Consider the following 24,634-nt stretch of genomic DNA (forward strand, 5'->3'; position numbering starts at 1 on the left):
CGGACCTTCGTCCCGCAGCGTGTGTATCGGAGCGGTTCTGCCCCATCGGCGCAGGCCGCCACGCTATCATGGCGCCTTTGCCCCCTTGAGCCCCTGCGCGCATGCCGCTGCACCGAGCCACGCTTCCCGCTACGGCGATTGTCGTCGCCTTTACCCTTCCGTTTCTGGTGTCGCGGCACACGCTGCCGCTGGCGACGTTCTTTGGCGAATGGACGGCGGCGCTGCTCGGCGTGGCGCTAGTGGCCGTACTGGCCCTGGTGCGCGTCGATGTGTCGGGCTCGCGGCCACGCAAGGCGTTTCCGTGGGTGGCGGCGTTCCCACTCTGGCTGATGGCGACCACGGTGCTGCAGGCGGCCTCGGGCATGGCCGATGTCTCCGGCAGCCGTCTGACCACGCAGCTGGTGCTGGGTCTGGGCACGGCCGTGATGCTGGGCGCCTGGCGCATGGGGCAGGCGTCGTCGGTCGATCGCCGGGCCAGCATCGTCGATGCGCTGGCCATCGCCTTTCTGGTGGCCGGGCTGCTTGGCACGCTGGCGCAGTGGATACAGGTCTTCCACCTGGAGGACCAGGCGTTCGGGCTCGTCTCGGAATATTTCTATGACACCAATCGCCGGCTTTGGGGCAACCTGAACCAGCCCAATCATCAGGCGACGCTCAACGGGCTGGCGCTGGCCGCCGCCATCTGGCTGGCGACGCGCAGCTGGCTGCAGTTTCCGTCGTGGCTGGTGGCGACGATGCTGCTGGAAAGCGGCATCGTGCTGTCCGGGTCGCGGACCGGCCTGGTACATGTCGGGCTGACTGCGGTCTACGCGTTGCTGGCGGCCGCCATGGCGCGCGGTACGCCGCGCGGCGCGAGCCCGATGCACCGGGCGCCCGGCCTGGTCGCCGCTGCCGTGCTGCTGGTCGTGGGCATCGTGGCGCTGCAGCCGGCCATCAAGATGGCGGGGCAGGCGTTCGACTGGCGGCTGTTCGATACCGTGTCGCAGTTGCAGTCGGGCAATCAGATTTCGTATCGCGGCGCGCTGTGGTCCCAGGCGCTGGCGATGTTTCACGCGCATCCGTGGCTCGGCGTCGGCTATGGCGAATTCGGCTGGGCGCAGTTCCAGGTGGCATCGCAAGTGCAGGTCGTCGCGGAAATGTCGCTGCATGCACACAATGCGATGCTCGACCTGCTGGCCAAGACGGGTGCGGTCGGCACGGTGGGCGTCGTCGTGGTGCTGGCGGCCTGGTTCTGGCGCGTGATCCGCGACCGCGTCTGGCGCGGCACCCCGGCCGAGCGAAGCATGGCGGTGCCGGTGCTGGTCTGGCTGGCCATGCTCGTGGCGCACTCGATGCTCGAGTATCCGCTGCACTATCTGTACTTCTTCCTGCCGTTCTGCTTTCTGCTGGCCTGGCTGGAGCCGTCGGGCTTTGGTCGCCCATGGCGTCGGGCGGGCGCGATGCTGGCGAGCCTGGCGTTCGTGGCCGTGTCGGCGGCGGCGCTTGTCACGCTGTGGCAAGACTACAAGCGTGTCGAAGCGCGCGAATACGCGAGTGAAGCGCATCGCGATGCCTTGCCGATGCCTCGTGTCTGGTTCCGTCAGCATGCGGCATCCGACGTCGCCGAGCAGGCGGCCATCACGCCCGATAGCGCAGCCGGCTTGCTGCCGGCCCATATCGACGCGCTACACCTGCTGCCCACGCCCAACCTGATCCGCCGCAGTGCGTGGCTGCTTGCGCTGACTGGCGAGCAGGACCGGGCGCGGCTCTGGATGGAGCGCCTGCGCTATTACTATCAAGGGGATGAGGCGGCACAGTTTGGCGTGCTGTCGCGCGACTGCGATGCACTGGGCGCCGATCGCCGGCCGCGCGAATTCTGCGCGTGGGTCCGCCTGCGCGCCCAGCGCGGTCAGCATGGGGCGACGCAGGGCAAGACACAGGACACGACACAGGACAACTAAGGCAGGAATCAGCGTACGTAGCCCGGCGGAGGCGGGGGCGGATAGTACGGCTGGTAGTTGGACGGCGGCATCGCGGCGCGCGCCGGCGGCTGTGCCGTCACCATTTGTCCATAGACCGGTACGCGATTGCCGCTGGCGTACATGCACTGGACATAGGCGGCGTCATAGGCGCGCTGCGAGCCGTATCCGGCGTTGTACGAATTGCCGGCCCCGACTGCGGAGCCGGTCAGCAAGCCGACCCCGGCACCCACGGCGGCGCCCTCGCCGCCACCGAATGCCGCACCTGCCGCCGCGCCCAGCGCCGTGCCCACCACGGCGCTGCCCACGGCGGCTGTGTTGGCGTTCTGCTGCGGCGTGGTGCCGCCCACCTGCCCGAAAGCGAACTGCCGGCAGTTGTAGTCGTCGCCACGGAACTGGTCGAACGTCTTGTTGGTGCCCGGCAGCGCCATCACGCTCGGACCCGACGGCATCACCGCGCAGGCACCGAGGCCCAGCGACGCGGCCATCAGCAGACTCAGTGAGCGCAATCTCATGAGGTGGCTCCAGGAGCAGGGATAGGGGCAGGGATAGGGGCAGCGGACGACGGCGCATGGGGCTGCTCGCGCTGCCAGCCACCCGGGCATTCCTTCACGTACGGAAAGTAACCTTCGGGCCGGGCGCAGTGATACCACCACGCGTTGGGCGACGACCCATCGGTGATGGTGGGATTGCCGTCGCTGCCCTGTTCGATGTATTGCGGCGGTTCCGCCGGAGGCGCCGCCACGACGGCAGGCGCAGGATAGTAACCAGGGTAGTAGCCCGGTGCGTAATACGGTCCATATGGATACCAGCCGGGACCCCATCCCGGCCCCCATCCCCAGCCCGGTCCCACGTAGACACCTACGCCCACGTGACCATGCCCGTGCCCGCCACGGTAATACCCATGGGCCAGCGATGTCGTGCTGTACCCCGCCGCGCCCATCGCGGCCAATGCCAGAACGATCTGGCAGAGCTTGCGCCCGTTCATGATGTGTACCTCGAGTCCCTGCCTGTGCTTAACGTCCGAATCTGGCGCCCGGACGACTGGCGGCAACCGCCATGTCTTGCATTGAATATCAATTTGCCGCCGGCAGGGGCATTTCGGCGCATCCGGAAATGTGGCGTTACCTTTATTACGGGCGGGACGAAGACAGCGAACGCAGCGGCACGGGCGCGCGACCAGGGCGCGACACCGCCGACTTATGCCGCCACCCAATCCCCCGACTTCCCGCCGTGCTTTTCCAGCAACTTGACGTTGCCCATCACCATGCCCCGGTCCACCGCCTTGCACATGTCGTAGATGGTGAGTAGCGCCACCTGCACGCCGGTCAGGGCTTCCATTTCCACCCCGGTCTGGCCGTGGGTTTCGGTGCGCACCACGCAGGCGATGGTGGAACTCGGTTCGTCGAGCGCGAAGTCGACGGCCACGCGGGTCAGGCCGATGGGGTGGCACAGCGGAATCAGGTCGGCCGTACGCTTGGTGGCCATGATGGCCGCCACGCGCGCAATGCCGAGCACGTCCCCCTTTTTGGCCGTGCCGTCGCGGACCAGCGCGAACGTTTCGGGCAGCATCGTGATCGTGCCGGTGGCCACGGCCACGCGATGGGTGCTGGTCTTGTTGCCGACGTCGACCATGTGGGCCTGGCCGGCGGTGTCGAAGTGGGTGAGCTGACTCATGGGCGGCGAAGGAAGATAAGCGCAAAGGTGGGCGGGCAGCCTGATCGCACCGGGCCGGAACGTGGCGCAACACAACGGTGGCCCGCGCCGGGGCCAGCCCGATGGGAACGGGTTGCAGAGGCCGCTATCATAGCAACATGCCCAAGACATCATGGCCTCGCCGCCTGCCCGTCCGGTCGAGTGCCCGCGCCCCGGCGCCCACCGTGCCTGCCGTCCGTGCGTCACATCTGACGCGCGCCGTCGCGGCCGCGCTCGTGCTGACCATGGCGGCCCCGGCATGGCCGCAGGGCACGTCCACGACGGCCCCTGCCGCGACCACGGCGCAGCCGGGGCGGACCAGTGCCGCGGCGGCCGCCAATGCCAAGCTGGCCACGGCAACACCGGGGGTGTCCGCGTCCCCAGCCACGGCAACGCCATCCGCGGCGGTCGCGGCGCCGGTCCCCACGCTGAACGGCGCGGTCAGCGACCAGGTCTATGACAACCTCAACCGCAGCGTTCGCGCCGGCCAGAAGTCGGAATTCGGCCTGCGCAGCGGCAACACGGTGGTGGAAAGCGCCGGCATCCAGTTGCCGGACCTGGGCGATCCGTCCACGGCATCGCTGTCGCCGGACATGGAAAAGCGGCTTGGCGACCGCATCATGCGCAGCATCCGGCGCGATCCGGACTATGTGTCGGATGCCTTGCTGAATGACTACCTGAACGCGCTCGGCTACCGTCTGGTGCAGGCCGCGCGGCGCATGAACATCGCCGGCTCGAACGGCGCCGGCACCTTTGCCACCGGGTTCGAACTGTTCGGCGTGCGCGACCGGTCGATCAACGCGTTCGCCATGCCGGGCGGCTATATCGGCGTGCACACGGGGCTGCTGGTGCAGTCCGATACGGAATCCGAACTGGCGTCGGTGCTGGGCCATGAAATCGGCCACGTCATGCAGCGGCATATCGCCCGCGGCATCACCAGCCAGGACCAGTCGATGTGGATTGCGCTGGCGTCGATGGTGCTGGCTGGCCTGGCCGCCACCAAGAGCGGTGACGCGGCGGCGGCCCTGGCCATGGGCGGGCAGGGCGCGGCCATCGCCAACCAGCTGTCGTTTTCGCGGGGCGCCGAGCGCGAAGCCGATCGCGTGGGCTTCCAGATCATGACCGCAGCCGGCTTCGACCCGCAGGGCATGCCTGATTTCTTCCAGCGCCTGCAGCGCGTGATGGGGATTTCGGACAATTCCGTGCCCGCCTACGTGCGTACCCACCCGCTGACTTCCGAGCGTATCGCGGACATGCAGGATCGCGTGCGGCACGTGGCCGCGCACAAGGTTGGCAATACCCCGGACTATGAATTCGCCCGCGTGCGCGCGGCGGTGTTGCAGTCGCCCACGCCGAACGACCTGCGCAACCTGCTGGCCTCGTTCCAGGCCCAGGTGTCCAAGGCCCCGCCTGTCCGGCTGCCGGCGGTGTATTACGGCATCGCGTTCGCCAACCAGCAGTTGGGCCGTTTTGTGGAGGCCGACAAGGCCCTGGCCGAGGCACGTCGCCTCTACGGCACGATTCCGGGCGCCACGTCGGGCACGCCGATGCTGGATGTGATGGCGGTGGAACTGGCGCGCAGCGAAGGCCGCCAGCAGGATGCGCTCACGCAGGCCGCCGCCACGCTGAAGGCCTTCCCGCTCTCGCACGCGGCCGCGCTGACCTATGCCGACACGCTGCTGGCCACCAACCGGCTGAACGACGCGGTGACCTTCCTGCGCGCGCGCACGCGCGAGGAAACGGGCCGGTCGGAATGGTGGGAATTGCTGGCGCGCGCCTATGCCGCGCAGGGCAAGCGGCTGCAGCAGCATCAGGCATTGGCCGAGAAATACGCGATGGACGGCTCGTACCAGGCGGCCATCGAACAGCTGCAGATTGCGCGCAAGGCCGGGGACGGCGATTTCTATACGCTGTCGGAAGTCGACGCGCGCCTGCACCAGTTGCAGCTTCAGTTCAAGGAAGACCGGCAGGACAACAAGGGTATGCCGAACTAATGCCCCGGGGGCGGAGGACTGACTCCGCCTTGTTGCGCCTTGTTGCGCTTACTCCGCCGCCGGCGTCCGCACGAAGCCGAACCGCTTCGGCACCTCCGCTTCCACGATCGGTTCGATGTCGAGATTGCGCCCGGCGTGGTGAAAAATACCCAGCACCGCGCCGCATGCGTCGCCATGCCAGTCGCTGGCCGTGCTGAAGGCGTCCAGATCGTGATCGTGCAGCAGCACCGCCTGCTCGCCTTCCACCCCTTCCACGGTACCGGACAGCACGACGTTGCCGTGCTCGTCGGCAAAGCACGCGGCTGGCGTGAACGCCCGGCCGGTGGTCGTGGCCAGCGCGCCGTTGTGCAGGCGCGCGATCCATGGCGCATACGCCAGCGACACGAACACGCGCTGCGGGCCGTTCTGGAAATACCAGGCGCCGCGCCCGTCGTGCGTGTAGTTGCGTTCGATAAAGCCGATCAGCGCCTCATGGCGGATCGGGTCGCCGGAAAGGCCGTGCTGCTGCGCGAATTCGTTGCGCATGCGCCATTGGCCGCGCCGGTCCAGCGCCAGCCAGCCGAAACAGTTCGGCACGCTCGGCCAGCGGGCCATGGCTTGCTTGACCACTTCATCCATGGTGTCTCCTTTATTTGCCGATGCCGTCGAAGAAAGCCAGGATCCGCTCGGGCAGCCATTCGATATGGCCGGCTCGGGGCAGCAGCGGCAGTTGGCCCAGCAGGCCGCCGCGCGGCGTCATGAAGCCGACGTGGCCGCCGTACTCGGGCTGCTCCAGCAGCACGTCCGCGCTGACATCGGCCGGGCCGGGCAGGTGCCGGGCGGGCAGGAACGGGTCGTTGCGGGCATTGAGCACCAGCGTTGGAATGCGGATCTCGCCCAGGATGGGTTTGCTGGCGGCGCGGGCCCAGTAGTCGTCGGTATCGCGAAAGCCGTGCAGCGGCGCGGTCACCACATTGTCGAACGCGTACAGGTCGCGGCTGCGCAGCATGGCTTCGCGGTCGAACAGGCCCGGAAACTGGTCGAGCTTGGCCAGCGACTTGCGCTTGAGCGTCTGCAGGAACATGCGCGTGTAGACCATGTTGAAGCCGCTGGAGAGCGCGGCGCCGCCGGCTGCCAGATCCAGCGGCGCCGAGATGGCCGCCGCGCCGCGCAGGAAGCCGGCTTCGCTGCCATCCTCGCCCAGGAAGCGCAGCAGCGCGTTGCCGCCCAGCGAGATGCCCACCGCCAGCATCGGCCGGCCTGGCCCGGTGGCCTGCTGCTGGTCGCGCAGACGGTGCAGTACCCAGCGGATCTCGGCCGAATCGCCCGAATGATAGAAGCGCGGCGCCTGGTTCAGTTCACCCGAGCAGCCCCGGAAATGCGGAATCACGCCTTGCCAGCCACGGTCTTGCAGCGCCGTCATCAGCGTCTGCGCGTAGTGGCTGCTGGAGTCGCCCTCGAGGCCGTGGAACATCACCACCAGCGGCGCGCCGGGCGCCGTGGGGTGGGTGGTCCAGTCGAGGTCGATGAAGTCGCCGTCCGGCGTGGCCCAGCGTTCGCGGCGGAACGCGATGCGGCGGTGCCGCGTGAAGCGGGCCGGCAGGATGGTCTGGGCGTGGCCGCCGCGCAGCCACCACGGTGTCTGGAACGTGTCGCCGAACAGCATGGCCCGCGCAGCCGTCAATGCAGGGCCTGCCCCGGTGCGGTGGCCACGGCGGCCACCTGCACGGCGTTGGCCGGGCTGCAGTGGATATGGGCCAGGCGCCAGCCTTCGTGGTTCTGCATCAGCACATAGGTGGTGTGGACGAACAGGTCGGCTTCCACACGGCCTTCGCCAAAGCGCAGCGCCTCGGTAACGTCGAAGATCGACACGCCCAGCGACGCATGGCTGCTGGTCTCGATGGCGTCGATCAGCACGGGCTGCTCTTCCAGCAATTGCGCAAAGGCCTGGCGCAGGTTCTCATGACCAATCAGGCGCTGGCCGTCGGGCATGACGCAGGTGACCGAATCCTCGTCCAGCCACAGGCGCAGCGCGCCATCGGCGTCGCGCAGCTTCATGGCTTCACGGAAGGCCTCGACGATGTCTTCGGCGGAATCGAACAGACGGGCGAAACGGGGCATGTTGATTGGGTCAGGGACGGTGCAGGAGCTTGCGCAACTCGACGAACACCATTTCGGGTTCGATTTCCTTCAGGCAGCGCAGGTGGCCCAGCGGGCACTCGCGCTTGAAGCAGGGGCTGCACTCAAGTTGCAGCCACATGATACTCGCTGCCTGTGACAGTGGGGGCGTATGGCGCGGGTCGCTGGAACCGTAGACGGCCACCTGGGGCCGGTTCAGCGCGGCGGTCACATGCATCAGGCCCGAGTCGTTGCAGACCGCCGCCTCGGACAGCGCCAGCAGGTCCACCGCATCGTCCAGCGATGTCTGGCCGCACAGGTTGCGCACGAACGGCGCGCCTTGCACGATCGCTTCGGCAATCTCGGCATCCTTGCCGGACCCCAGCGTGACGATCTGTGCATACGGATAGGACCGGCGCAGCATCTGCGCCAGCGCCGCGAAGTGCGCGGCAGGCCAGCGTTTGGCCGGGCCGTATTCCGCACCGGGGCAGAACGCGATCACGCGCGTGCCCGGCGCGATGCCGAAGCGCGCGGCCGTGGTGGCCATGCGCGCCGGGTCCACCTTGAGGCGCGGATCGGGAATCGATTCGGGCAGCCGCGCGCCGGGCTTGAGCGCCAGGCGGGCGTAGTGCTCCACCATCGGCGGACGCTTGTCGCGCGGCGGGTTGGCATGGCGCACGTTGAGCATGCCGAAGCGCGCTTCGCCACGATAGCCGACGCGCAGCGGGATGCCGGCCAGGAACGGGATCAGCGACGACTTCAGCGAATTCGGCAGCACGTAGGCCACGTCGTAGCCTTCGTGCTTGAGCTGCTGCGCGAACATCAGCCGCGCGCTGAGCTGCAGCTTGCCGTGCGCCAGATCGCTCGGGAACACCTTGCTGATCTCGGGCATGCGCGCCAGCACCGGGGCTACCCATTTGGGCGCCAGGGCGTCGATGACCAGGCGTGGATGGCGTGCCTTGAGCAGCGCGAACAGCGGTTGCGCCATCAGCGCGTCGCCAATCCAGTTAGGGGCGATGACTAGGGCTTTTTTCATGTCTGTGGGTATTGCTGGCCCTTTGTTGCGTGGCCCTGTTTTGCTTGCCCGGGCATGTCAACGCCCCGGGGCGCTGGGCGGCCCGGGGCGTCAGGTCGAAACGGCAGGAAATGGCGTGGGCCGGGCAGGTCAGTGGTGACCCTTCAGCACGGTGCCGGGCTTGAGCTTGTACACGGTGCCGCAGTACGGGCACTTCACTTCGCCAGTGTCCACCACGTCCAGGAAGACGCGCGGGTGGTAGTTCCAGGCCGGGGTGTTGCCGGTGGGGCAATGCAGCGGAATGTCTTCTGCGCCGATTTCGACGACGGTTGCGGTTTGCGTCATGGTCTTGCGGTTGTGTTGCAGGGATGGATGCGGATTGTTTGCGGATGGCACCGGATCAGACCGGCGTCAGCCACTTCCTGTACTTCTCGTCGGTACCGCCCACGGCCGAGCCGCACGCGTGGCACAGACAAAAGCCGTAAAGGCGCCATTGTAAGCCGGGGGGCCTTGCGTGCCAACGCGGCGCGGCACACACGGCGTTCTACAATCGCACCTTCGATCCGACCCGCGCGCCGCCCGCTACCCGTGTCCCAGCCCGATCCCGCCTCCCCCGAACCTGACGATCCCACCCGCGGCGACCGCTGGCAGGACGCGCTGGGCGCGCTCGAGGCACTGGCCGGTGGCGAACCCGCCCCGGACGCCACCGGGACGGGCCGCCGCCTGCTGTGGGCGCTGACGCTCGATGCGGACGGCGAGATCGGCACCATCGAGCCGATGGAGCAAAGCTGGGGCGCGCGGGGCTGGACGCGCCCGCGCCCCGTGACGCTGGCGCGCGTGGCCGACGACGACACCCTGCCGCCCTGGGATGCCCGCGTGGCGCGCGCCATCCGGCGCGACAGTTCACGCAACCGCCGTCTGGTGCTGGACCGCGCCGCCGCCATCATGGCGATGGTCGGCCATCCTGCCGTGGTGCTGGCGCACGCGCCCACCGTGCCGATGGAGGTGCTTGAGGCGGCACCCGCGCTGGAGGCCGTGCGCGAAGGCGACCGCTTTGCGCTGCGCATCGTGCCGCCCATGCGTGCGCCGAAGTCGATGGAGGATTTCCTGCCGGCCGCCGCGAAACAGGAAGCCGAAGCCCTGCGCCAGGTGACGGTGCTGCAGGACGGCGCGCGCCGCCTGCGCGTGATCCGCTTCACCCCGGCCCAGCAGGAGGCGGCCAGGCTGATCGCCGGGGGCCTGACCGTGCCGGCCACCGCGCAGGCGCGGCTGGACAGCACGTTGCGCGCGCTGGCCGGCCACTTCCAGATCCACGCCGACAGTTCGGGCCAGGCGCGCGAACGCGACCCCGAATCGCGGCTGCGGGCCGAAGTGGCGCCGGTCGGGCGCGGCATCAGCCTGCGCCTGGTGGTGACGCCGCTCGGGCCCCTTGGCCCGCGCATGGCCCCGGCGCATGGCCGCGCGCAGCTGATGGCGACGATTGGCGGCGACACGCTGGTCACCCATCGCGACCTGGCCGCCGAGCAGGCCCATGTGGCCGAGGTGTTCGATGCGCTGCCGTTCCTGGTGCAGCAGGCGCCCGCCGGCGGCGAGCATAGCTGGACGCTGGACGACCCCGAAGACGCGCTGACCGTGATCGAGACCCTGCCAGGCCTGGCCGGCGTGATCGACCTCGAATGGCCGCGCGGCCGTGCACTGCGCGTGCTGTCGGCCGATCTGCCGCAACTGGCGGTCAGCGTGGAAACCGGCAGCGAATGGTTCAAGCTTGTGGGCGAACTGCACGTGGCCGAAGGACTGGTGCTGTCGCTGGAAAAGCTCGTGGCCTGGGCCCATGGCCATGCGGGTCGCTTTATCGCGATGGACCACGACGTGTACGTGGCGTTGACCCGCCAGCTGCGCGAGCGCCTGCGCGACCTGGCCGCCGTGGGCGACGGCGTGCGCGATGGCATCCGCGTGCCGCTGGTGGCCACGCCGTGGCTCGACGACGTGCTGGCCGGCGTGGGCATCGATCCCGACGCCCACTTCCGCACGCGCGTGAAGCGGCTGCACACCGCGCGGGCGGCCGATGCGCCGGTACCCGCCACGCTGGCGGCTGACCTGCGCGCGTACCAGGTGGAGGGCTATCGCTGGATGATGTCGCTGGCCGAGGCCGGTTTCGGCGCCTGTCTGGCGGACGACATGGGCCTGGGCAAGACGCTGCAGGCGCTGGCCGTGCTGCTGGCGCGCGCGGCGGGCGGCCCGGCGCTGGTGGTGGCCCCCACGTCGGTCTGCGGCAACTGGGCGGCCGAGGCGCGACGCTTTGCCCCGGCGCTGCGGGTGCATGTCTATGCCGAAGGCGACCGGTCGGCCATCGTCGAACAGGCTGGCGCGCACGATCTGGTGATCGTCTCGTACAACCTGCTGCAACAGGCGCGCCGCGCGTTCTGCGAGCGGTCCTGGCACACCGTGGTGGCCGACGAGGCACAGTCGTTCAAGAACCCGTCGTCGCGACGCGCGCAGGCCATGTTCGCGTTGCAGGCCGACGGCCGTATCGCGCTGTCCGGCACGCCCGTGGAAAACCGCCTGGCGGAACTGTGGGCCGTGATGCGCTTCTGCAATCCCGGCCTGCTGGGATCGCTGGCGCGCTTCAACGAGCATTTCGCGAATCCGATCGAGCGCAACGGCGCCCGCGACCCGCGCGCCCGCTTGCGCCGGATGATCGCGCCATTCGTCTTGCGCCGGATCAAGGCGCAAGTTCTGGACGAACTGCCATCCCGCACGGAGCTGGTGATCCGCGTGGCCCCTGAACCGGCCGAGGCCGCGCATTACGAGGCGCTGCGCCGCCAGGCGCTGTCCGAGGCCGAACGCGCGCTGTTCCGGCCGAAGACGGACCGCAAGGCGCGCGCCACGCTGCCCGAGCCGCAGGCGCGCATCCACGTGCTGGCGCAACTGATGCGCATGCGCCGCGCGGCCTGCGATCCGCGCCTGGTCACGCCCGAGACCGGCCATCCCGGCGCCAAGGTGCGCGCCTTCGCCGAACTGGCGGCCACGCTGGCGGCCAATGGCCACAAGACGCTGGTGTTCAGCCAGTTTGTCGATTTCCTGCAGTTGCTGCGCCAGCCGCTGGACGAGGCCGGGCTGACCTGCCAGTACCTGGACGGCGCCACGCCCGCCGCCGAACGCACCCGGCGCGTGGCGGCTTTCCAGGCCGGCGAGGGCGATGTGTTCCTGATCAGCCTGAAGGCCGGTGGCTTTGGGCTGAACCTGACCGCGGCCGATTACGTCGTGATCGCGGACCCGTGGTGGAACCCGGCCGCCGAAGACCAGGCGATGGGCCGCGCGCACCGCATCGGCCAGCAGCGGCCGGTCACGGTCTACCGCCTGATCACGGCCGGCACGATCGAGGAGCGCATCGTCGATCTGCACCAGGGCAAGCGCGCCCTGGCCGAAGGGGTGCTCGACGCGTCCGCCGATGAAGCCACCGGCCGCGACGTGCCGCTGCCCGATATCGACGAACTGGTGGGCTTGCTGCGGCGCTGAACTCGCTCCTGATGTTTGTCTCCCCTCTCCGCCTGCGGCAGAGTGGTCTGAGGGATTGCACCAAACGGTATACAAAATCGTCACGCATTTGGTGCGGACGCACAATCTCAGGTCTTCTTGGCAAGGTGCGTTTTTTGCGGCGTGACCGGGTGTCAGGCGCCTGCCCTCTCTCCCGGCCCCACTCGCGCAAGCGGGAGAGGGGAATTCATGGCGGTCCCGCGTCCTTGCTGCGGTGCATCGGGCCTTGGCACAAATACTGCCTTGAGATTCTGCGAATGCGGAATATAGTATACCGAATCGTCGAGATTCGACGTCCAGCTTCCGACACGCCCCCCACAGGTCCGGCCAACCTTTTGCGCCGCGCCCACGACAACAACGGAGCCACTGTGACCCTGCCCGACCCCATGCCGGCCGATCCGTCCCGGCCAGATGTCCGCTGGATGCCCGCCCACGCTGCTGCCGCGCAATTGGCACGCGGCGAGACCACGGCGCTGGCGCTGGTCGATGCGTGCCAGGCGGCCTGGGACGCCCATCACGGTCAGGTCAATGCGATCGTGCTGGCCGATTTCGAGGCGGCCCGCGAGGCGGCCATGCAAAGCGATGCGCGCCGGCAGGCGGGTCGTTCGCGCGGGCCGCTCGACGGCGTGCCGTTCTCGATCAAGGAATCGTTCGATGTGGCCGGCTGGCCGACCACGTGCGGCGTGCCGGCGCGCGCCACGCATCGCGCGGGGGCCGACGCCGTGGTGGTAGAGCGCCTGCGCGCGCACGGCGCCGTGCTGCTGGGCAAGACCAACGTGCCGCTGGGCCTGCGCGACTGGCAGAGCTACAACGCGGTCTACGGCACCACCCGCAATCCGCACGACCTGTCGCGCACGCCGGGCGGGTCGTCGGGCGGCAGCGCGGCGGCGGTCTGCGCCGGCATGAGTTTTTTCGATATCGGCTCGGACATCGGCTCGTCGCTGCGCAATCCGGCGCATTACTGCGGCGTGTTCTCGCACAAGAGCAGCCACGGCATCGTGCCGCTGCGCGGCCATGGCAATGCGCGGGCCGGGTTTGCCGCGCAGGACATCAACGTGGCCGGCCCCGTGGCCCGCAGCGCGCGCGACCTGGAACTGGTGCTGCGCGCCATCGTCGGGCCCGATGCCGCCGACGCCCCGGCATGGCGGCTCGACCTGCCGCCGTGCGACCACACCCGTCTGTCCGATTTCCGCGTGGCCGTGCTGCCGACCCACCCGCTGGCCGAGGTCGATGGCACCGTCAGCAGCGCCATCGAGCAGCTGGGGCACCAGTTGGCGGCAGCCGGCGCGCAGGTGGCCTGGAATGTCCGACCAGACTTCGATGCCGCGCAACTGTGGCGCATCTACGTGCTGCTGTTGCGCGCCACCACGTCGCTGCATATGGATGACGCCGCATTTGCCGATGCGCTGGCACGTGCCGGCGACCCCAACGGCGACGACGCCGACTACGCGTCGATGCAGTTCACTGGTGCCGCGCTGAGCCATCGGCACTGGCTGCTGATGCAGCATGCGCGCGAGACCTTTGCCCGTGCCTGGAATCGCTTCTTCTGCGATTTCGACGTATTGCTATGCCCGGCCGCGTCCACCACGGCCTTTCCACTCGACGAAGACGGGGAGCCGTGGCAACGCACGATCACGGTCAATGGCCAGCCGTGGCCGCTGACGTCGCAGTTGTTCTGGGCCGGCCATTCGGGGCTGTGCGGTCTGCCCTCGACGGTGGCGCCGATCGGCCCGGCGCGCGACGGTTTGCCGGTGGGCGTGCAGATCGTGGCGCGCCGCTACGGCGATCTCACATCGCTGCGCCTCGCGCAGTTGCTGGAAGACGCCGGCCATGGCTTCCGGCCCCCGCGCATCGCCGAATCGCCAAATCGCTAAATCACCAACAAGTTACGACATCGCAACATCGCAACATCGCTAAAAGGGGAGGGCGATCATGCTGGACTGGTTCAAGGAGTTGTCGCGCGCCGAGCGCAAGGGGTTCTACGGGGCGTTCCTGGGGCATGCGGTCGATGTGTTCGACTTCATGATCTATTCGTTCCTGATTTCGACGCTGCTGGCGCAATGGGGCATGAGCAAGTCGATGGCCGGCGCCATCGTCACGTGGACGCTGGTGTCGTCGTTGGTGGGCGCCGTCGGCGCGGGCCTGCTGGCCGACCGCTTTGGCCGCGTGCGCGTGCTGCGCTGGACCATCCTGGTGTTCGCGGTGTCCTGCTTCCTGTGCGGCATCGCCAATTCGCCAGAACAGCTGATGGTATTCCGCATGCTGCAGGGCCTGGGCTTTGGCGGGGAATCGTCGCTGTGCATGGTGCTGGTGACCGAACTGATCCGCAATCCGGCGCATCGCGGCAAATATTCGGGTTTCACGGCCAGCAGCTATTCGTTCGGCTGGGGCGGCGCGGCCATCGCCTATGCCATCACGTTCAACCTGTTCGAGCCGGAGACGGCGTGGCGGGTCTGCTTCTTCCTGGGCATCCTGCCCGCGCTGGTGGTGGTCTACCTGCGCCGCAACCTGGACGAACCCGAAGTCTTCCTGAAGAGCCGGGCCGAGCGCGGCAGGGCCTCGGCCACTGCCGACCTGGCGCGCGTGTTCCGCAAGCCGCTGCTGAAGAAGACGCTGCTGTGCAGCCTGCTGTCGGGCGGCATGCTCGGTGCCTACTACGCCATTGCCACGTGGCTGCCGACGTTCCTGAAGACCGAGCGCGGCCTGTCGGTATTCGGCACCAGTTCCTATCTGGCCGTGACGATCCTCGGCTCGCTGGTCGGCTATGTGGCCGGCGCCTATGCCACTGATCGCTGGGGCCGGCGCCTGACCTACATCGCCTTTGCGGCGGGCGCCTTCGTGATGGCCATGATCTATATGGTGATTCCGGTATCGAACACGTCGATGCTGTTCCTGGGCTTTCCGCTCGGGGTGCTGATGCAGGGCGTGTTCTCGGGCATCGGCGCCACGATCTCGGAGTCGTACCCGAGCAGCGTGCGGGCCACCGGCTACGGCGTGGCGTACAACATGGGCCGGGTGATTGGGTCGTTTTTCCCGCTGGCCGTGGGCTGGCTCAACAGCGGGCGCACGTCGCTGGCGCTGGCCATCGCCATGGTGGCCGGCGTCGGCTACGCGCTGGTGATGGTATCGGCGGCGTTGCTGCCCGAAACGTCGGGCATCGACCTGGGACAGGCCGGCGGCGGCGACCACGACGATGCCGCCGAGCCCGTGGGCGCCACCGCGGCGCCGCTGGCGCCTGCCGCGCCGGCGAGCAAGCCGGCCTGAACCGGACGGGATTCGCCAGCGAGTGCGGCAGGAGGCGGCCGGTTCGCCATGTGACGGCGGCGTTTTGACCTCGAAACAACAGTCGCCTCTGGCGAATTAAGCCGCTGCTTACCAGCGGCGTCGGCGGCCCTATAATGGCTGCTCCGCCATCGGCCACGCGTTTCGCGCGTGGCCGATGGTCCTTCCTGACGGCAATGCCGCACAGGACGGCCTGCCGTACCGTCTCTTCTCATCTCGCCATGACACCCCGACAGTCGTCCCCGGTGTGGTTGCGCCTCTGGCATCGCTTTGCCGAGGTGGAGCGCAACGCCTTTCTCGACGGCGCGCGATTTTTCGCGCCCTCGCTGCCCGCGGTATTTTCGTGGGGCCTGGTCACCGGGGTGGCCATGAGCAAATCGGCGCTGACGGTGCCCGAGGCCATCGGCATGTCGCTGCTGGTCTATGCCGGGTCCGCGCAACTGGCCGTGCTGCCGCTGTTCGCGGCGGGCATGCCGATCTGGACGGTCTGGCTCACGGCCGCCGTCGTCAACCTGCGTTTCGTGATCTTCAGCGCCGCGCTGCAGCCGCATTTCAACTATCTGCCGGGCTGGCGCCGTACGCTGCTGGGCTTCTTCAACGGCGACCTGCACTTTGTCTACTTCATGCAGCGGTACGCCGAGCCGGGCTACGCGCCGGGCAAGGAGGGGTATTTCTGGGGCATGGCGCTGATCAACTGCGCCACGTGGCAGGTGTCGTCGATCATCGGCATCGTGCTGGCCAGCCTGTTCCCGGACAGCTGGGGGCTGGCGCTGGCCGGCACGCTGGCGCTGATCCCGGTGATGATCGCGACGATCAACTCGCGCTCGACGCTGATGGCCGTGGTGGTGGCGGCCGTGGTGGCGCTGCTGTGCTTCGACCTGCCGTACCGTCTGGCGCTGGTGATTGCCGTGGTGGCCGCGATTGCCGCCGGCATGGCCAGCGACGAGATGGCGGCGCGCGCCACGCTGCGTGGTATCCGCGCCCGCAAGGGCCGCCAGCCGACCGGAGACCAGGCATGAGCCATCTCGATACCTGGATCGCCATCCTCGGCATGACCGTGGTGACCGTGTTCTCGCGGGCGCTGTTCCTGATGGCGGGCGAGCGCGTCACGGTGCCCGACCGCATCCAGCGCGCGCTGCGCTACGCGCCGGCCGCCGCGCTGGCGGCCATCATCCTGCCCGATCTGCTGACCTTCGAAGGCCATTTCACGATCGGCCCCGGCAACGACAAGCTGATGGCGGGCATCGCCGCCACGGTCTGCTATGTGCTGACCAAACGCATGGTCGGGATGATCGTGGTGGGCATGGCGGTGTACACCGCCCTGCGCCTGCTGGGCTAGACGGGCTGCGCTTCCCGATGGGCCGGCTCGGCCAGGATGCTGCCCAGGCGGGTGAGCAGGTGGGCCAGCTGGGCCTGGGTGCTGGTCCCGGTCTTGGTGAAGATGGCCTTGAGCTGCGAACGCCCGGTTTCGCGCTTGATCCCGAGCTGCATGCACGCATCGGGCAGGCCGATGCCCGTGACCAACAGCATGGCCAGCCGGTTTTCGGCCGGCGTCAGGCCGTAGAGATCGCGCAGCACGGCCGGCACCGCACGCGGCGGGTCATTCGTCTCGTGGATGGCCACCAGGATGGGCTGTCCTTCCCATTCCGACGACAGGTATAGCGCCGGCGTCAGCGCCACGGCCACGATCTGTGCCCCGCGGCCATCGGCGCCGGTGGCGTGGATGGCCTGCGCCGGCTGCAGCGTGTTGGGGTCGCACAGCGCACGCACGACATCGGCAAACGGCCGCGACAGGCGCCAGCCATTGCCGTTGCCCTGGATGCCGGCGTGCGGGTCGGCGGCCTCGCCGGACTGCAGCCGGCGCGTCCAGGGCTGCCCGGCGGCATTGGCCAGCAGGACCTTGCCCGATTCCGAAAAGACGACCACCCCGAAAGGCAGCCGGTCGAGCAGGTCGGCAGAAACGTGGCCGCGCGCCGCGACGGCATGCGTGCGGTCTCGCAGGGCCATGGCTTCGCGCAGGTGCGGAATGACCCAATCCAGCGCGCGTGCGTCGGTCTCCGCGTAGCCGTCCTCGCTGGCCGGGCGCTGGAGCACCAGGTAGATTTCATGCGCCGGACGGCGGTCGACCAGGCAGGCCATGACCGATGTCAGCGCCACGTCGTCGAACGGTTCGCCGCGAAACGTATGGTGCTGGGCCGTGGCGCCGGCGGTGTCGCGCTGGTCGATATACCAGCCGCCCACCGCCATGGACCCCGACGCCGGCATGCCGCCGTGCAGCCGGTAGGGCGGCGGCAGGATGGCCAGGTTGTCGGGGGCGCGGTTGACCAGATGGCGAACCTGTACGGTCTGCTGCGCGGTATCCAGCACGAGCAGCGATGCCTGGAGGCTGCCGCTTTGTTCGCACAGCGCGTGCAGACTGCGTTGCCACGCAAGGGGGTCGAAGACTCCTAGATAGAGACCGCGAATGGTCTCGTGCATGTCAGATGCGTTCATTACGTTACTTCCTTTGTCCTGTTCGACGGCGAGCGCGCGAGCGAAGGGTGCCGCCGTGCATCGCGACCCTGCGAAAAGGGGCGACGTGGTCCTTGCGTGCCAGGGCTGGGGCGCGGAATTGCCTGCGGTGGAGGGCGGAAGGGGCGTCAGCCGCCGTCCAGCGTGGCCGAGAGCTTCGTCAGCAGGTGGGTGAACTGCGCCTGGCTCGTGCAGCCGGTCTTGAGGAAGACGGCCTTGAGCTGGGTGCGCGCGGTCTCGTGGCGAATCCGCATGTGCTGCGCCGCCTCGGGCAAGCGTTCGCCCGTCGCCAGCCGCGCTGCAAGCCGCGTTTCGGCCGGGGTCAGGCCGTAGAGGTTGCGCAGCACGGTGTCGAGCAGGACGGACGGGGCGCCCGCCTCGTGCACCACCACCAGCGCCGCCGGCTGCTGCCATTGCGACGCAAACGCGTGCGTGGGCGGCAACGGCAGGACAAGCACTTCGGCATGGTTGCCGTGATCGTCGCTGGCGCGCGCGGCCTGCGCGCCTAGCGGATTGCCGGGGTCGCAGGCCGCCTGCACCATCTCGGCAAACGGCCGCGACAGGTGCCACGTCGTGGTCTTGCCCGATGGTTCCAGGCGGCGCGCCCAGCGTTCGCCAGCCGTGTTGGCCAGCAGCAGGTTCCGGTCCGGCGTGTAGACGCCCACGGCGAAGGCCAGCCGTTCGAGCAGGCGGGCCGACATCGAGGCCATGGTCGACAGCGCCAGCGTGCGGTCGCGCATGGCAATGGCGCTGCGCATGTGCGGGATGACCCAGTCGAGCCGGCGCGTGTCCTCGCCCGAGAAGGCGTCCTGCGACAGCGCGCGCTGCATCGAGAAATACACCTCGTAATGCGGCTGCCGTTCCACCAGGCAGGCCACGTACGAGCGCAGTTCGAACCGGTTGAAGAAATCGCGATAGAACGGATGGCGCGCCATGGCCTGCGGGCCAAGGTCGCGCGCGTCGATGTACCACGCGCCCGGCACCAGCCGGGGCGCGAAGGCCTTGGCCGGATCGATGGACTGGAAATCGTTCTCATAGGTGGTGAACAGCTCCGCCACCGGGTTGACCACTTCGTTGACGGTCACCTGGTCGCGCACCGTGTCCCACACCATCATCGACGCATGCGCCGTGTCGGCAATCTCGGTCAGCGTCCGCAGGCTTTGCTGCCACGCGGCGGGATCGAGGACGCCTTCATACAACCCGCGAATAGCGCCGTGAATGGCGGCGGCTTGTTCCATCTGACTACCCCCTTGCATTCGCCAACATCGGTTCCTTTCCACTTATCCGTCGTGCACGTCCGTGGAAATGGCCTAGCCAGTCTTTGCCGGCTGTCGTCTGGTGTCATGATGTACTAAAACTATCAAAAATAGTTCGAGTGTCTGACTATGCATACGTTTAGTACATTTAGGGCGTACATTACCGCATACGGGGCAGAGTTGTTAAGACAACATCCCCTCCTTAAGTAGGGTCTTTGTCGGCCCGCCATGTGATGCCCCTGCGGCACCCCCGCGGCAAGGCGCAAATCCGTCACGGCGATCAGGTAAAATGGCGGTTTTCCAGACTTCTGTGGACGGTTGTATGCCGTCCCCGTCCCCGCTCTTATCGCCATGACCTCTGTCCTGCGTCTTTCCGATCTCATTTCCCAAGGCAAACTCACCGGCAAGCGTGTGTTTATCCGCGCCGACCTGAACGTGCCGCAAGACGACGCAGGCAACATCACCGAGGACACGCGCATCCGCGCGTCGGTGCCGGCCATTCAGGCCTGCCTGGAAGCCGGTGCTGCCGTGATGGTGACGTCACATCTGGGCCGCCCGACCGAGGGCGAATTCAAGCCCGAGGATTCGCTGGCCCCCATCGCCACGCGCCTGTCGGAACTGCTCGGCAAGCCGGTGAAGCTGGTACAGAACTGGGTCGATGGCGTGGAAGTGGCGCCCGGCCAGGTGGTCCTGCTGGAAAACTGCCGCGTCAACAAGGGCGAGAAGAAGAACAGCGACGAACTGGCCCAGAAGATGGCCCGGCTGTGCGACGTCTACGTCAATGACGCCTTTGGCACCGCGCACCGCGCCGAAGCCACCACCCACGGTATCGCCAAATTCGCCCCCATCGCCTGCGCCGGCCCGCTGCTGGCCGCCGAGATCGATGCGCTGGGCCGCGCGCTGGGCCAGCCGGCCCGTCCGCTGGTGGCCATCGTGGCCGGTTCGAAGGTATCGACCAAGCTGACCATCCTGAAGGCGCTGGCCGACAAGGTGGACGGTCTGGTGGTCGGTGGCGGCATCGCCAACACCTTCATGCTGGCAGCCGGCCTGAAGATCGGCAAGTCGCTGGCCGAACCCGACCTGGTGGGCGACGCCCGCGCCATCATCGACATCATGGCCGCGCGCGGCGCATCGGTGCCGATTCCGGTGGACGTGGTCTGCGCCAAGGAATTCAGCGCCACGGCCGCCGCCACGGTCAAGGACGTCAAGGACGTGGCCGACGACGACATGATCCTGGACATCGGTCCGAAGACGGCCGCCATGCTGGCCGACCAGCTCAAGGCCGCCGGCACCATCGTCTGGAACGGCCCGGTCGGCGTGTTCGAGTTCGACCAGTTCGGCAACGGCACCAAGGTGCTGGCCGACGCCATCGCATCGTCGAAGGCGTTCTCGATCGCCGGTGGCGGCGACACGCTGGCCGCCATCGCCAAGTACGGCATCGCCGACCGCATCGGCTACATCTCCACCGGCGGCGGCGCCTTCCTGGAGTTCCTGGAAGGCAAGAAGCTGCCGGCGTTCGAAGTGCTGGAACAACGCGCTGCCGGCTGAAGCCCGTGCGGGCTGGCGGCGCGAGCCGGCCGGCCCATAGCCCAGTTGCCAGTTGCCCCCAGGCCCCCCGCCAGCTAACCCCAGGAAACCGCCCGCATGACCCGTTCCACCAAGATCGTCGCCACGATTGGCCCCGCGTCCAGTTCGCTGGAAGTGCTGACCCGCATGATCGGGGCCGGTGTCGATGTGGTGCGCCTGAACTTCTCGCACGGCACGGCGCAGGACCATATCGACCGCGCCGCGCTGGTGCGTGAGGCCGCCACGGCCTGCGGCCGCGAGGTGGCCATCATGGCCGACCTGCAGGGCCCCAAGATCCGCGTCGGCAGGTTCGAGAACGGCAAGGTCACGCTGAAGGCCGGCGACCCGTTCGTGCTGGACTCGAACTGCGAGACCGGCAACCAGGACCGCGTGGGGCTGGACTACAAGGACCTGCCGCGCGACGTGGGCCCGGGCGACGTGCTGCTGCTCAACGACGGCCTGATCGTGCTGGTGGTGGACCGCGTGATCGGTACCGAGATCTTCACCACGGTGCGCGTTGGCGGCGACCTGTCGAACAACAAGGGCATCAACCGCCAGGGCGGCGGGCTGTCGGCGCCGGCGCTGACCGCCAAGGACATGGAGGACATCAAGACCGCCATGGCCCTGCACGCCGACTACGTGGCCGTGAGCTTCCCGAAAAACGCCACCGACATGGAAATGGCGCGCCAGCTGGCCAACGTGGCCGGCCAGCCGCACAACCACAAGGCGCGCATGATCGCCAAGATCGAACGCGCCGAGGCCATCCGCCCGGGCGTGCTCGAGGAAATCCTGAACGCGTCGGACGGCATCATGGTGGCCCGTGGCGACCTGGCCGTGGAAGTGGGCAACGCGGCGGTGCCGGCGCTGCAGAAGCGCATGATCCGGCTGGCCCGCGAGGCCAACAAGCTGACCATCACGGCCACCCAGATGATGGAGAGCATGATCGTCAACCCGGTGCCGACGCGCGCCGAGGTGTCGGACGTGGCCAACGCCGTGCTGGACGGCACCGACGCCGTGATGACCTCGGCAGAGACCGCCGCCGGGCGCTATCCGGTGGAAACGGTCGAGGCCATGGCCGCGATCTGCCTGGAGGCCGAAAAGTCCGAGGTCGTGCAGCTGGACACCGATTTCCTGAACCAGACGTTCTCGCGCATCGACCAGTCGATTGCCATGGGTGCGCTGTTCACGGCCTATCATCTAGGCGTGAAGGCCATTGCCGCGCTCACCGATTCGGGTGCCACCGCTTTGTGGATGAGCCGTCACCGCATTCATGTGCCGATCTATGCCATGACGCCCAATCTGGCGTCGCAGCGCAAGATGCAGCTGTACCGCAATGTGGTGCCGCTGCCGCTGCAGTCGAGCACCGACCGGGACGAGGCGCTGGAACAGGCCGAGGAACTGCTGCTGGCGCAGGGCGCCGTGCAGCATGGCGATTTCATTGTGCTGACGATCGGCGAGCCGATGGGCCAGGCCGGCGGCACGAACACGCTGAAGATCGTGAGGGTCGGCAGCAAGTTCAAGTAAAGATGACGTCCGATGTGGTGCGCTGCACGGACGGCGCACCGCGGATGCGCGAACCTGCCCGGCGCAGCATCGAAAAAATACCAGATACCGTTTTTTTATTCAGGAGTTAGACATGCCACTCGTATCCATGCGCCAGCTGCTGGACCATGCCGCCGAGAACAACTACGGTCTGCCGGCCTTCAACGTGAACAACCTCGAACAGGTCCAGGCCATCATGCAGGCCGCCGACGAGGTCAACGCCCCGGTGATCATGCAGGCCTCGGCAGGCGCGCGCAAATACGCTGGCGAGCACTTCCTGCGTCACCTGATCGAAGCCGCCGTGGAAGCCTATCCGCACATCCCCGTGGTGATGCACCAGGATCACGGCCAGTCGCCGGCGATCTGCAAGGCCGCCATCGACCTGAACTTCTCGTCGGTGATGATGGACGGCTCGCTGAAGGAAGACGGCAAGACCCCGGCGGACTACGAATACAACGTCGACGTGACCCGCAAGGTCGTGCAGATGGCCCACGCGCTGGGCGTGACCGTGGAAGGCGAACTGGGCTGCCTGGGCTCGCTGGAAACCGGTGAAGCGGGCGAGGAAGACGGCATCGGCGCCGAAGGCAAGCTCGACCACTCGATGCTGCTGACCGATCCGGAGCAGGCGGCCGACTTCGTCAAGGCCACCCAGCTGGACGCCCTGGCCATCGCCATCGGCACCTCGCACGGCGCCTACAAGTTCACGCGCAAGCCCACGGGCGACATCCTGGCCATCGGCCGCATCAAGGAAATCCACGCCCGCATTCCGAACACGCACCTGGTGATGCACGGTTCGTCGTCGGTGCCGCAGGAACTGCTGGCCGAGATCCGCCAGTTCGGTGGCGACATGAAGGAAACGTACGGCGTGCCGGTGGAAGAGATCCAGGAAGCCATCAAGTACGGCGTGCGCAAGATCAACATCGACACCGACATCCGCCTGGCGATGACCGGCGCGATCCGCCGCTTCTTCGCGGAAAACCCGAGCAAGTTCGACCCGCGCGAATACCTGAAGCCGGCCCGCGAAGCCGCCAAGCAGGTGTGCAAGGCGCGCTACATCGCCTTCGGTTGCGAAGGCCAGGCCAGCAAGATCAAGGCCGTGTCGCTGGCCGATATCGCTAGCCAGTACGCGTCGGGCAAGCTCGCCCAGGTCGTGCAGTAAATCGTTTCACCGCCCCGCCCGCCCGGCGCGCGGGGCGTTCGTACTTCATGGGGCTTCGCCAACCGTACGAAGCCCCGCTTGTTTTCAGCCGCAGCCGCTTTCACACCATGTCTGACGCCCTCTACGAATCCTCCATCCAGTCCCTGCCGCTGCTCGGCCACGGCAAGGTCCGCGACAACTACGCCGTCGGCGACGACAAGCTGCTGATCGTGACGACCGATCGCCTGTCGGCCTTCGACGTGATCATGGGAGAGCCGATTCCGGCCAAGGGTCGCGTGCTGAACCAGATGGCCAACTTCTGGTTCCGGAAGCTCGCGCACATCGTGCCGAACCACGAGACGGGCGTGACGGCGGAAAGCGTGGTGGCGCCCGACGAAGTGGCGCAGGTCAAGGGCCGCGCCGTGGTGGTCAAGCGCCTGAAGCCGATCCTGGTGGAAGCGGTGGTGCGCGGCTATCTGGCTGGCAGCGGCTGGAAGGATTACCAGGCCACGGGCAAGGTGTGCGGCATCGCACTGCCGGCCGGCCTGCAGAACGCGCAGAAGCTGCCCGAGCCGATCTTCACCCCGGCGGCCAAGGCCGAGATGGGCGAGCACGACGAGAACATCTCGTTCGACGAGGTGGTGCAGCGCATCGGCCGCGAACTGGCCGAAAAGATGCGCGACATCTCGATCCGCCTGTACAAGGAAGCGTCCGAGTACGCGGCCACGCGCGGCATCATCATCGCCGACACCAAGTTCGAGTTCGGCCTGGACGAAAACGGCACGCTGACGCTGATGGACGAGGTGCTGACCGCCGATTCGTCGCGTTTCTGGCCGGCCGATTCGTACCAGGTGGGCACCAATCCGCCGTCGTTCGACAAGCAGTTCGTGCGCGACTGGCTGGAAGCCGTGCGCATCGACGGCAAGCCGTGGCCGAAGACCGCGCCGGCGCCGAAGCTGCCCGATGACGTGGTGCAGAAGACCGCCGACAAGTACAAGGAAGCACTGACCCGCCTGACCGGCGAGCAGCTGCAGTAAGGCGCA

At 67.9% G+C, this 24,634-nt stretch carries 21 protein-coding genes; 11 read left to right on the forward strand and 10 right to left on the reverse strand.

What is annotated here, in order from left to right; genetic code table 11:
• Nucleotides 1-101 precede the first annotated feature (101 nt).
• On the forward strand, nucleotides 102-1,940 hold the full coding sequence (locus tag AC3G88_RS05945; protein ID WP_488893223.1) for a PglL family O-oligosaccharyltransferase: 1,839 nt from the start codon (nucleotides 102-104) through the stop codon (nucleotides 1,938-1,940).
• A gap of 8 nt (nucleotides 1,941-1,948) precedes the next feature.
• Here the strand turns inward: AC3G88_RS05945 and AC3G88_RS05950 are convergent, their stop codons facing one another.
• The 3 genes from AC3G88_RS05950 to moaC form a co-directional block, all read right to left on the reverse strand.
• Nucleotides 1,949-2,473, reverse strand: coding sequence for a glycine zipper family protein (locus AC3G88_RS05950; RefSeq protein ID WP_153946610.1), 525 nt, complete (start codon nucleotides 2,471-2,473; stop codon nucleotides 1,949-1,951).
• Entirely contained in the window at nucleotides 2,470-2,946 is a 477-nt protein-coding gene (locus AC3G88_RS05955; RefSeq protein ID WP_488893224.1) for a hypothetical protein, read from the reverse strand. Before AC3G88_RS05955 ends, AC3G88_RS05950 begins: the two co-directional genes overlap by 4 nt.
• A 212-nt stretch (nucleotides 2,947-3,158) precedes the next feature.
• A complete protein-coding gene (gene moaC, locus AC3G88_RS05960; protein ID WP_153946612.1) occupies nucleotides 3,159-3,635 on the reverse strand; it encodes a cyclic pyranopterin monophosphate synthase MoaC in 477 nt (158 codons plus the stop codon).
• A 137-nt stretch (nucleotides 3,636-3,772) separates the two neighbouring features.
• Between moaC and AC3G88_RS05965 the strand changes: the two genes are divergently transcribed.
• A complete protein-coding gene (locus AC3G88_RS05965; protein WP_488893225.1) occupies nucleotides 3,773-5,647 on the forward strand; it encodes a beta-barrel assembly-enhancing protease in 1,875 nt (624 codons plus the stop codon).
• 48 nt (nucleotides 5,648-5,695) lie between these two features.
• Here the strand turns inward: AC3G88_RS05965 and AC3G88_RS05970 are convergent, their stop codons facing one another.
• From AC3G88_RS05970 to AC3G88_RS05990, 5 genes are all read right to left on the reverse strand, one after another.
• The gene (locus AC3G88_RS05970) at nucleotides 5,696-6,265 is read right to left on the reverse strand and encodes a DUF2946 family protein (RefSeq protein WP_488893226.1); all 570 of its coding nucleotides are present in this window, start codon (nucleotides 6,263-6,265) and stop codon (nucleotides 5,696-5,698) included.
• Between the two features lie 10 nt (nucleotides 6,266-6,275).
• The gene (locus tag AC3G88_RS05975; RefSeq protein ID WP_488893227.1) at nucleotides 6,276-7,292 is read right to left on the reverse strand and encodes a YheT family hydrolase; all 1,017 of its coding nucleotides are present in this window, start codon (nucleotides 7,290-7,292) and stop codon (nucleotides 6,276-6,278) included.
• A 14-nt stretch (nucleotides 7,293-7,306) separates the two neighbouring features.
• The gene (locus AC3G88_RS05980) at nucleotides 7,307-7,747 is read right to left on the reverse strand and encodes a YybH family protein (RefSeq protein WP_153946616.1); all 441 of its coding nucleotides are present in this window, start codon (nucleotides 7,745-7,747) and stop codon (nucleotides 7,307-7,309) included.
• Between the two features lie 10 nt (nucleotides 7,748-7,757).
• Nucleotides 7,758-8,780 (reverse strand): lipopolysaccharide heptosyltransferase II, encoded by a 1,023-nt coding sequence (gene waaF, locus AC3G88_RS05985; protein WP_488893228.1) that lies wholly within the window; start codon nucleotides 8,778-8,780, stop codon nucleotides 7,758-7,760.
• A gap of 129 nt (nucleotides 8,781-8,909) precedes the next feature.
• Nucleotides 8,910-9,104, reverse strand: a complete 195-nt coding sequence (locus AC3G88_RS05990) for a zinc-finger domain-containing protein (RefSeq protein ID WP_029051276.1) — start codon at nucleotides 9,102-9,104, stop codon at nucleotides 8,910-8,912.
• A 243-nt stretch (nucleotides 9,105-9,347) separates the two neighbouring features.
• Here AC3G88_RS05990 and AC3G88_RS05995 point away from each other — a divergent pair, with 243 nt between their 5' ends.
• From AC3G88_RS05995 to AC3G88_RS06015, 5 genes are all read left to right on the forward strand, one after another.
• Nucleotides 9,348-12,278, forward strand: a complete 2,931-nt coding sequence (locus tag AC3G88_RS05995) for a DEAD/DEAH box helicase (protein WP_488893229.1) — start codon at nucleotides 9,348-9,350, stop codon at nucleotides 12,276-12,278.
• Between the two features lie 404 nt (nucleotides 12,279-12,682).
• Complete coding sequence (locus AC3G88_RS06000; RefSeq protein ID WP_488893349.1) at nucleotides 12,683-14,170, forward strand: amidase; 1,488 nt, start codon at nucleotides 12,683-12,685, stop codon at nucleotides 14,168-14,170.
• Between the two features lie 58 nt (nucleotides 14,171-14,228).
• Complete coding sequence (locus tag AC3G88_RS06005) at nucleotides 14,229-15,560, forward strand: MFS transporter (RefSeq protein ID WP_488893230.1); 1,332 nt, start codon at nucleotides 14,229-14,231, stop codon at nucleotides 15,558-15,560.
• A 239-nt stretch (nucleotides 15,561-15,799) separates the two neighbouring features.
• Nucleotides 15,800-16,597 (forward strand): AzlC family ABC transporter permease, encoded by a 798-nt coding sequence (locus AC3G88_RS06010; RefSeq protein ID WP_153946620.1) that lies wholly within the window; start codon nucleotides 15,800-15,802, stop codon nucleotides 16,595-16,597.
• Nucleotides 16,594-16,917, forward strand: coding sequence for an AzlD domain-containing protein (locus tag AC3G88_RS06015; RefSeq protein ID WP_092595218.1), 324 nt, complete (start codon nucleotides 16,594-16,596; stop codon nucleotides 16,915-16,917). The genes AC3G88_RS06010 and AC3G88_RS06015 overlap by 4 nt, the downstream gene beginning before the upstream one ends.
• Here the strand turns inward: AC3G88_RS06015 and AC3G88_RS06020 are convergent.
• Nucleotides 16,914-18,071: a helix-turn-helix transcriptional regulator gene (locus AC3G88_RS06020; RefSeq protein ID WP_488893231.1), complete on the reverse strand. Its 1,158-nt coding sequence runs from the start codon at nucleotides 18,069-18,071 to the stop codon at nucleotides 16,914-16,916. The two genes, AC3G88_RS06015 and AC3G88_RS06020, sit on opposite strands and share 4 nt — an antisense overlap.
• A gap of 146 nt (nucleotides 18,072-18,217) precedes the next feature.
• Nucleotides 18,218-19,327, reverse strand: coding sequence for a helix-turn-helix transcriptional regulator (locus tag AC3G88_RS06025; RefSeq protein WP_488770916.1), 1,110 nt, complete (start codon nucleotides 19,325-19,327; stop codon nucleotides 18,218-18,220).
• 369 nt (nucleotides 19,328-19,696) lie between these two features.
• Between AC3G88_RS06025 and AC3G88_RS06030 the strand changes: the two genes are divergently transcribed.
• The 4 genes from AC3G88_RS06030 to AC3G88_RS06045 all read left to right on the forward strand — a co-directional run bounded on the left by AC3G88_RS06030 (nucleotide 19,697) and on the right by AC3G88_RS06045 (nucleotide 24,628).
• A complete protein-coding gene (locus tag AC3G88_RS06030) occupies nucleotides 19,697-20,893 on the forward strand; it encodes a phosphoglycerate kinase (protein WP_488893232.1) in 1,197 nt (398 codons plus the stop codon).
• A gap of 96 nt (nucleotides 20,894-20,989) precedes the next feature.
• Nucleotides 20,990-22,435, forward strand: a complete 1,446-nt coding sequence (pyk, locus tag AC3G88_RS06035; RefSeq protein WP_153946624.1) for a pyruvate kinase — start codon at nucleotides 20,990-20,992, stop codon at nucleotides 22,433-22,435.
• A gap of 112 nt (nucleotides 22,436-22,547) precedes the next feature.
• Nucleotides 22,548-23,612, forward strand: coding sequence for a class II fructose-bisphosphate aldolase (fba, locus tag AC3G88_RS06040; RefSeq protein WP_153946625.1), 1,065 nt, complete (start codon nucleotides 22,548-22,550; stop codon nucleotides 23,610-23,612).
• A 107-nt stretch (nucleotides 23,613-23,719) separates the two neighbouring features.
• Entirely contained in the window at nucleotides 23,720-24,628 is a 909-nt protein-coding gene (locus AC3G88_RS06045) for a phosphoribosylaminoimidazolesuccinocarboxamide synthase (protein ID WP_153946626.1), read from the forward strand.
• Nucleotides 24,629-24,634: the final 6 nt, after the last annotated feature.

This window comes from Cupriavidus sp. 86D6, from assembly GCF_057815095.1.

What these genes read in the sequence shown, in the direction of transcription:
- AC3G88_RS06010 (WP_153946620.1), top strand. Translation starts at nt 15,800, where the DNA reads ATGACACCCCGACAGTCGTCCCCGGTGTGGTTGCGCCTCTGGCATCGC.
- AC3G88_RS05990 (WP_029051276.1), bottom strand. Translation starts at nt 9,104, where the DNA reads ATGACGCAAACCGCAACCGTCGTCGAAATCGGCGCAGAAGACATTCCG.
- pyk (WP_153946624.1), top strand. Translation starts at nt 20,990, where the DNA reads ATGACCCGTTCCACCAAGATCGTCGCCACGATTGGCCCCGCGTCCAGT.
- AC3G88_RS05980 (WP_153946616.1), bottom strand. Translation starts at nt 7,747, where the DNA reads ATGCCCCGTTTCGCCCGTCTGTTCGATTCCGCCGAAGACATCGTCGAG.
- AC3G88_RS06045 (WP_153946626.1), top strand. Translation starts at nt 23,720, where the DNA reads ATGTCTGACGCCCTCTACGAATCCTCCATCCAGTCCCTGCCGCTGCTC.
- AC3G88_RS05970 (WP_488893226.1), bottom strand. Translation starts at nt 6,265, where the DNA reads ATGGATGAAGTGGTCAAGCAAGCCATGGCCCGCTGGCCGAGCGTGCCG.
- AC3G88_RS05945 (WP_488893223.1), top strand. Translation starts at nt 102, where the DNA reads ATGCCGCTGCACCGAGCCACGCTTCCCGCTACGGCGATTGTCGTCGCC.
- AC3G88_RS06020 (WP_488893231.1), bottom strand. Translation starts at nt 18,071, where the DNA reads ATGAACGCATCTGACATGCACGAGACCATTCGCGGTCTCTATCTAGGA.
- AC3G88_RS06015 (WP_092595218.1), top strand. Translation starts at nt 16,594, where the DNA reads ATGAGCCATCTCGATACCTGGATCGCCATCCTCGGCATGACCGTGGTG.
- AC3G88_RS05975 (WP_488893227.1), bottom strand. Translation starts at nt 7,292, where the DNA reads ATGCTGTTCGGCGACACGTTCCAGACACCGTGGTGGCTGCGCGGCGGC.
- AC3G88_RS05955 (WP_488893224.1), bottom strand. Translation starts at nt 2,946, where the DNA reads ATGAACGGGCGCAAGCTCTGCCAGATCGTTCTGGCATTGGCCGCGATG.
- AC3G88_RS06000 (WP_488893349.1), top strand. Translation starts at nt 12,683, where the DNA reads ATGCCGGCCGATCCGTCCCGGCCAGATGTCCGCTGGATGCCCGCCCAC.
- waaF (WP_488893228.1), bottom strand. Translation starts at nt 8,780, where the DNA reads ATGAAAAAAGCCCTAGTCATCGCCCCTAACTGGATTGGCGACGCGCTG.
- AC3G88_RS05950 (WP_153946610.1), bottom strand. Translation starts at nt 2,473, where the DNA reads ATGAGATTGCGCTCACTGAGTCTGCTGATGGCCGCGTCGCTGGGCCTC.
- fba (WP_153946625.1), top strand. Translation starts at nt 22,548, where the DNA reads ATGCCACTCGTATCCATGCGCCAGCTGCTGGACCATGCCGCCGAGAAC.
- AC3G88_RS05965 (WP_488893225.1), top strand. Translation starts at nt 3,773, where the DNA reads ATGCCCAAGACATCATGGCCTCGCCGCCTGCCCGTCCGGTCGAGTGCC.
- AC3G88_RS06025 (WP_488770916.1), bottom strand. Translation starts at nt 19,327, where the DNA reads ATGGAACAAGCCGCCGCCATTCACGGCGCTATTCGCGGGTTGTATGAA.
- moaC (WP_153946612.1), bottom strand. Translation starts at nt 3,635, where the DNA reads ATGAGTCAGCTCACCCACTTCGACACCGCCGGCCAGGCCCACATGGTC.
- AC3G88_RS06005 (WP_488893230.1), top strand. Translation starts at nt 14,229, where the DNA reads ATGCTGGACTGGTTCAAGGAGTTGTCGCGCGCCGAGCGCAAGGGGTTC.
- AC3G88_RS06030 (WP_488893232.1), top strand. Translation starts at nt 19,697, where the DNA reads ATGACCTCTGTCCTGCGTCTTTCCGATCTCATTTCCCAAGGCAAACTC.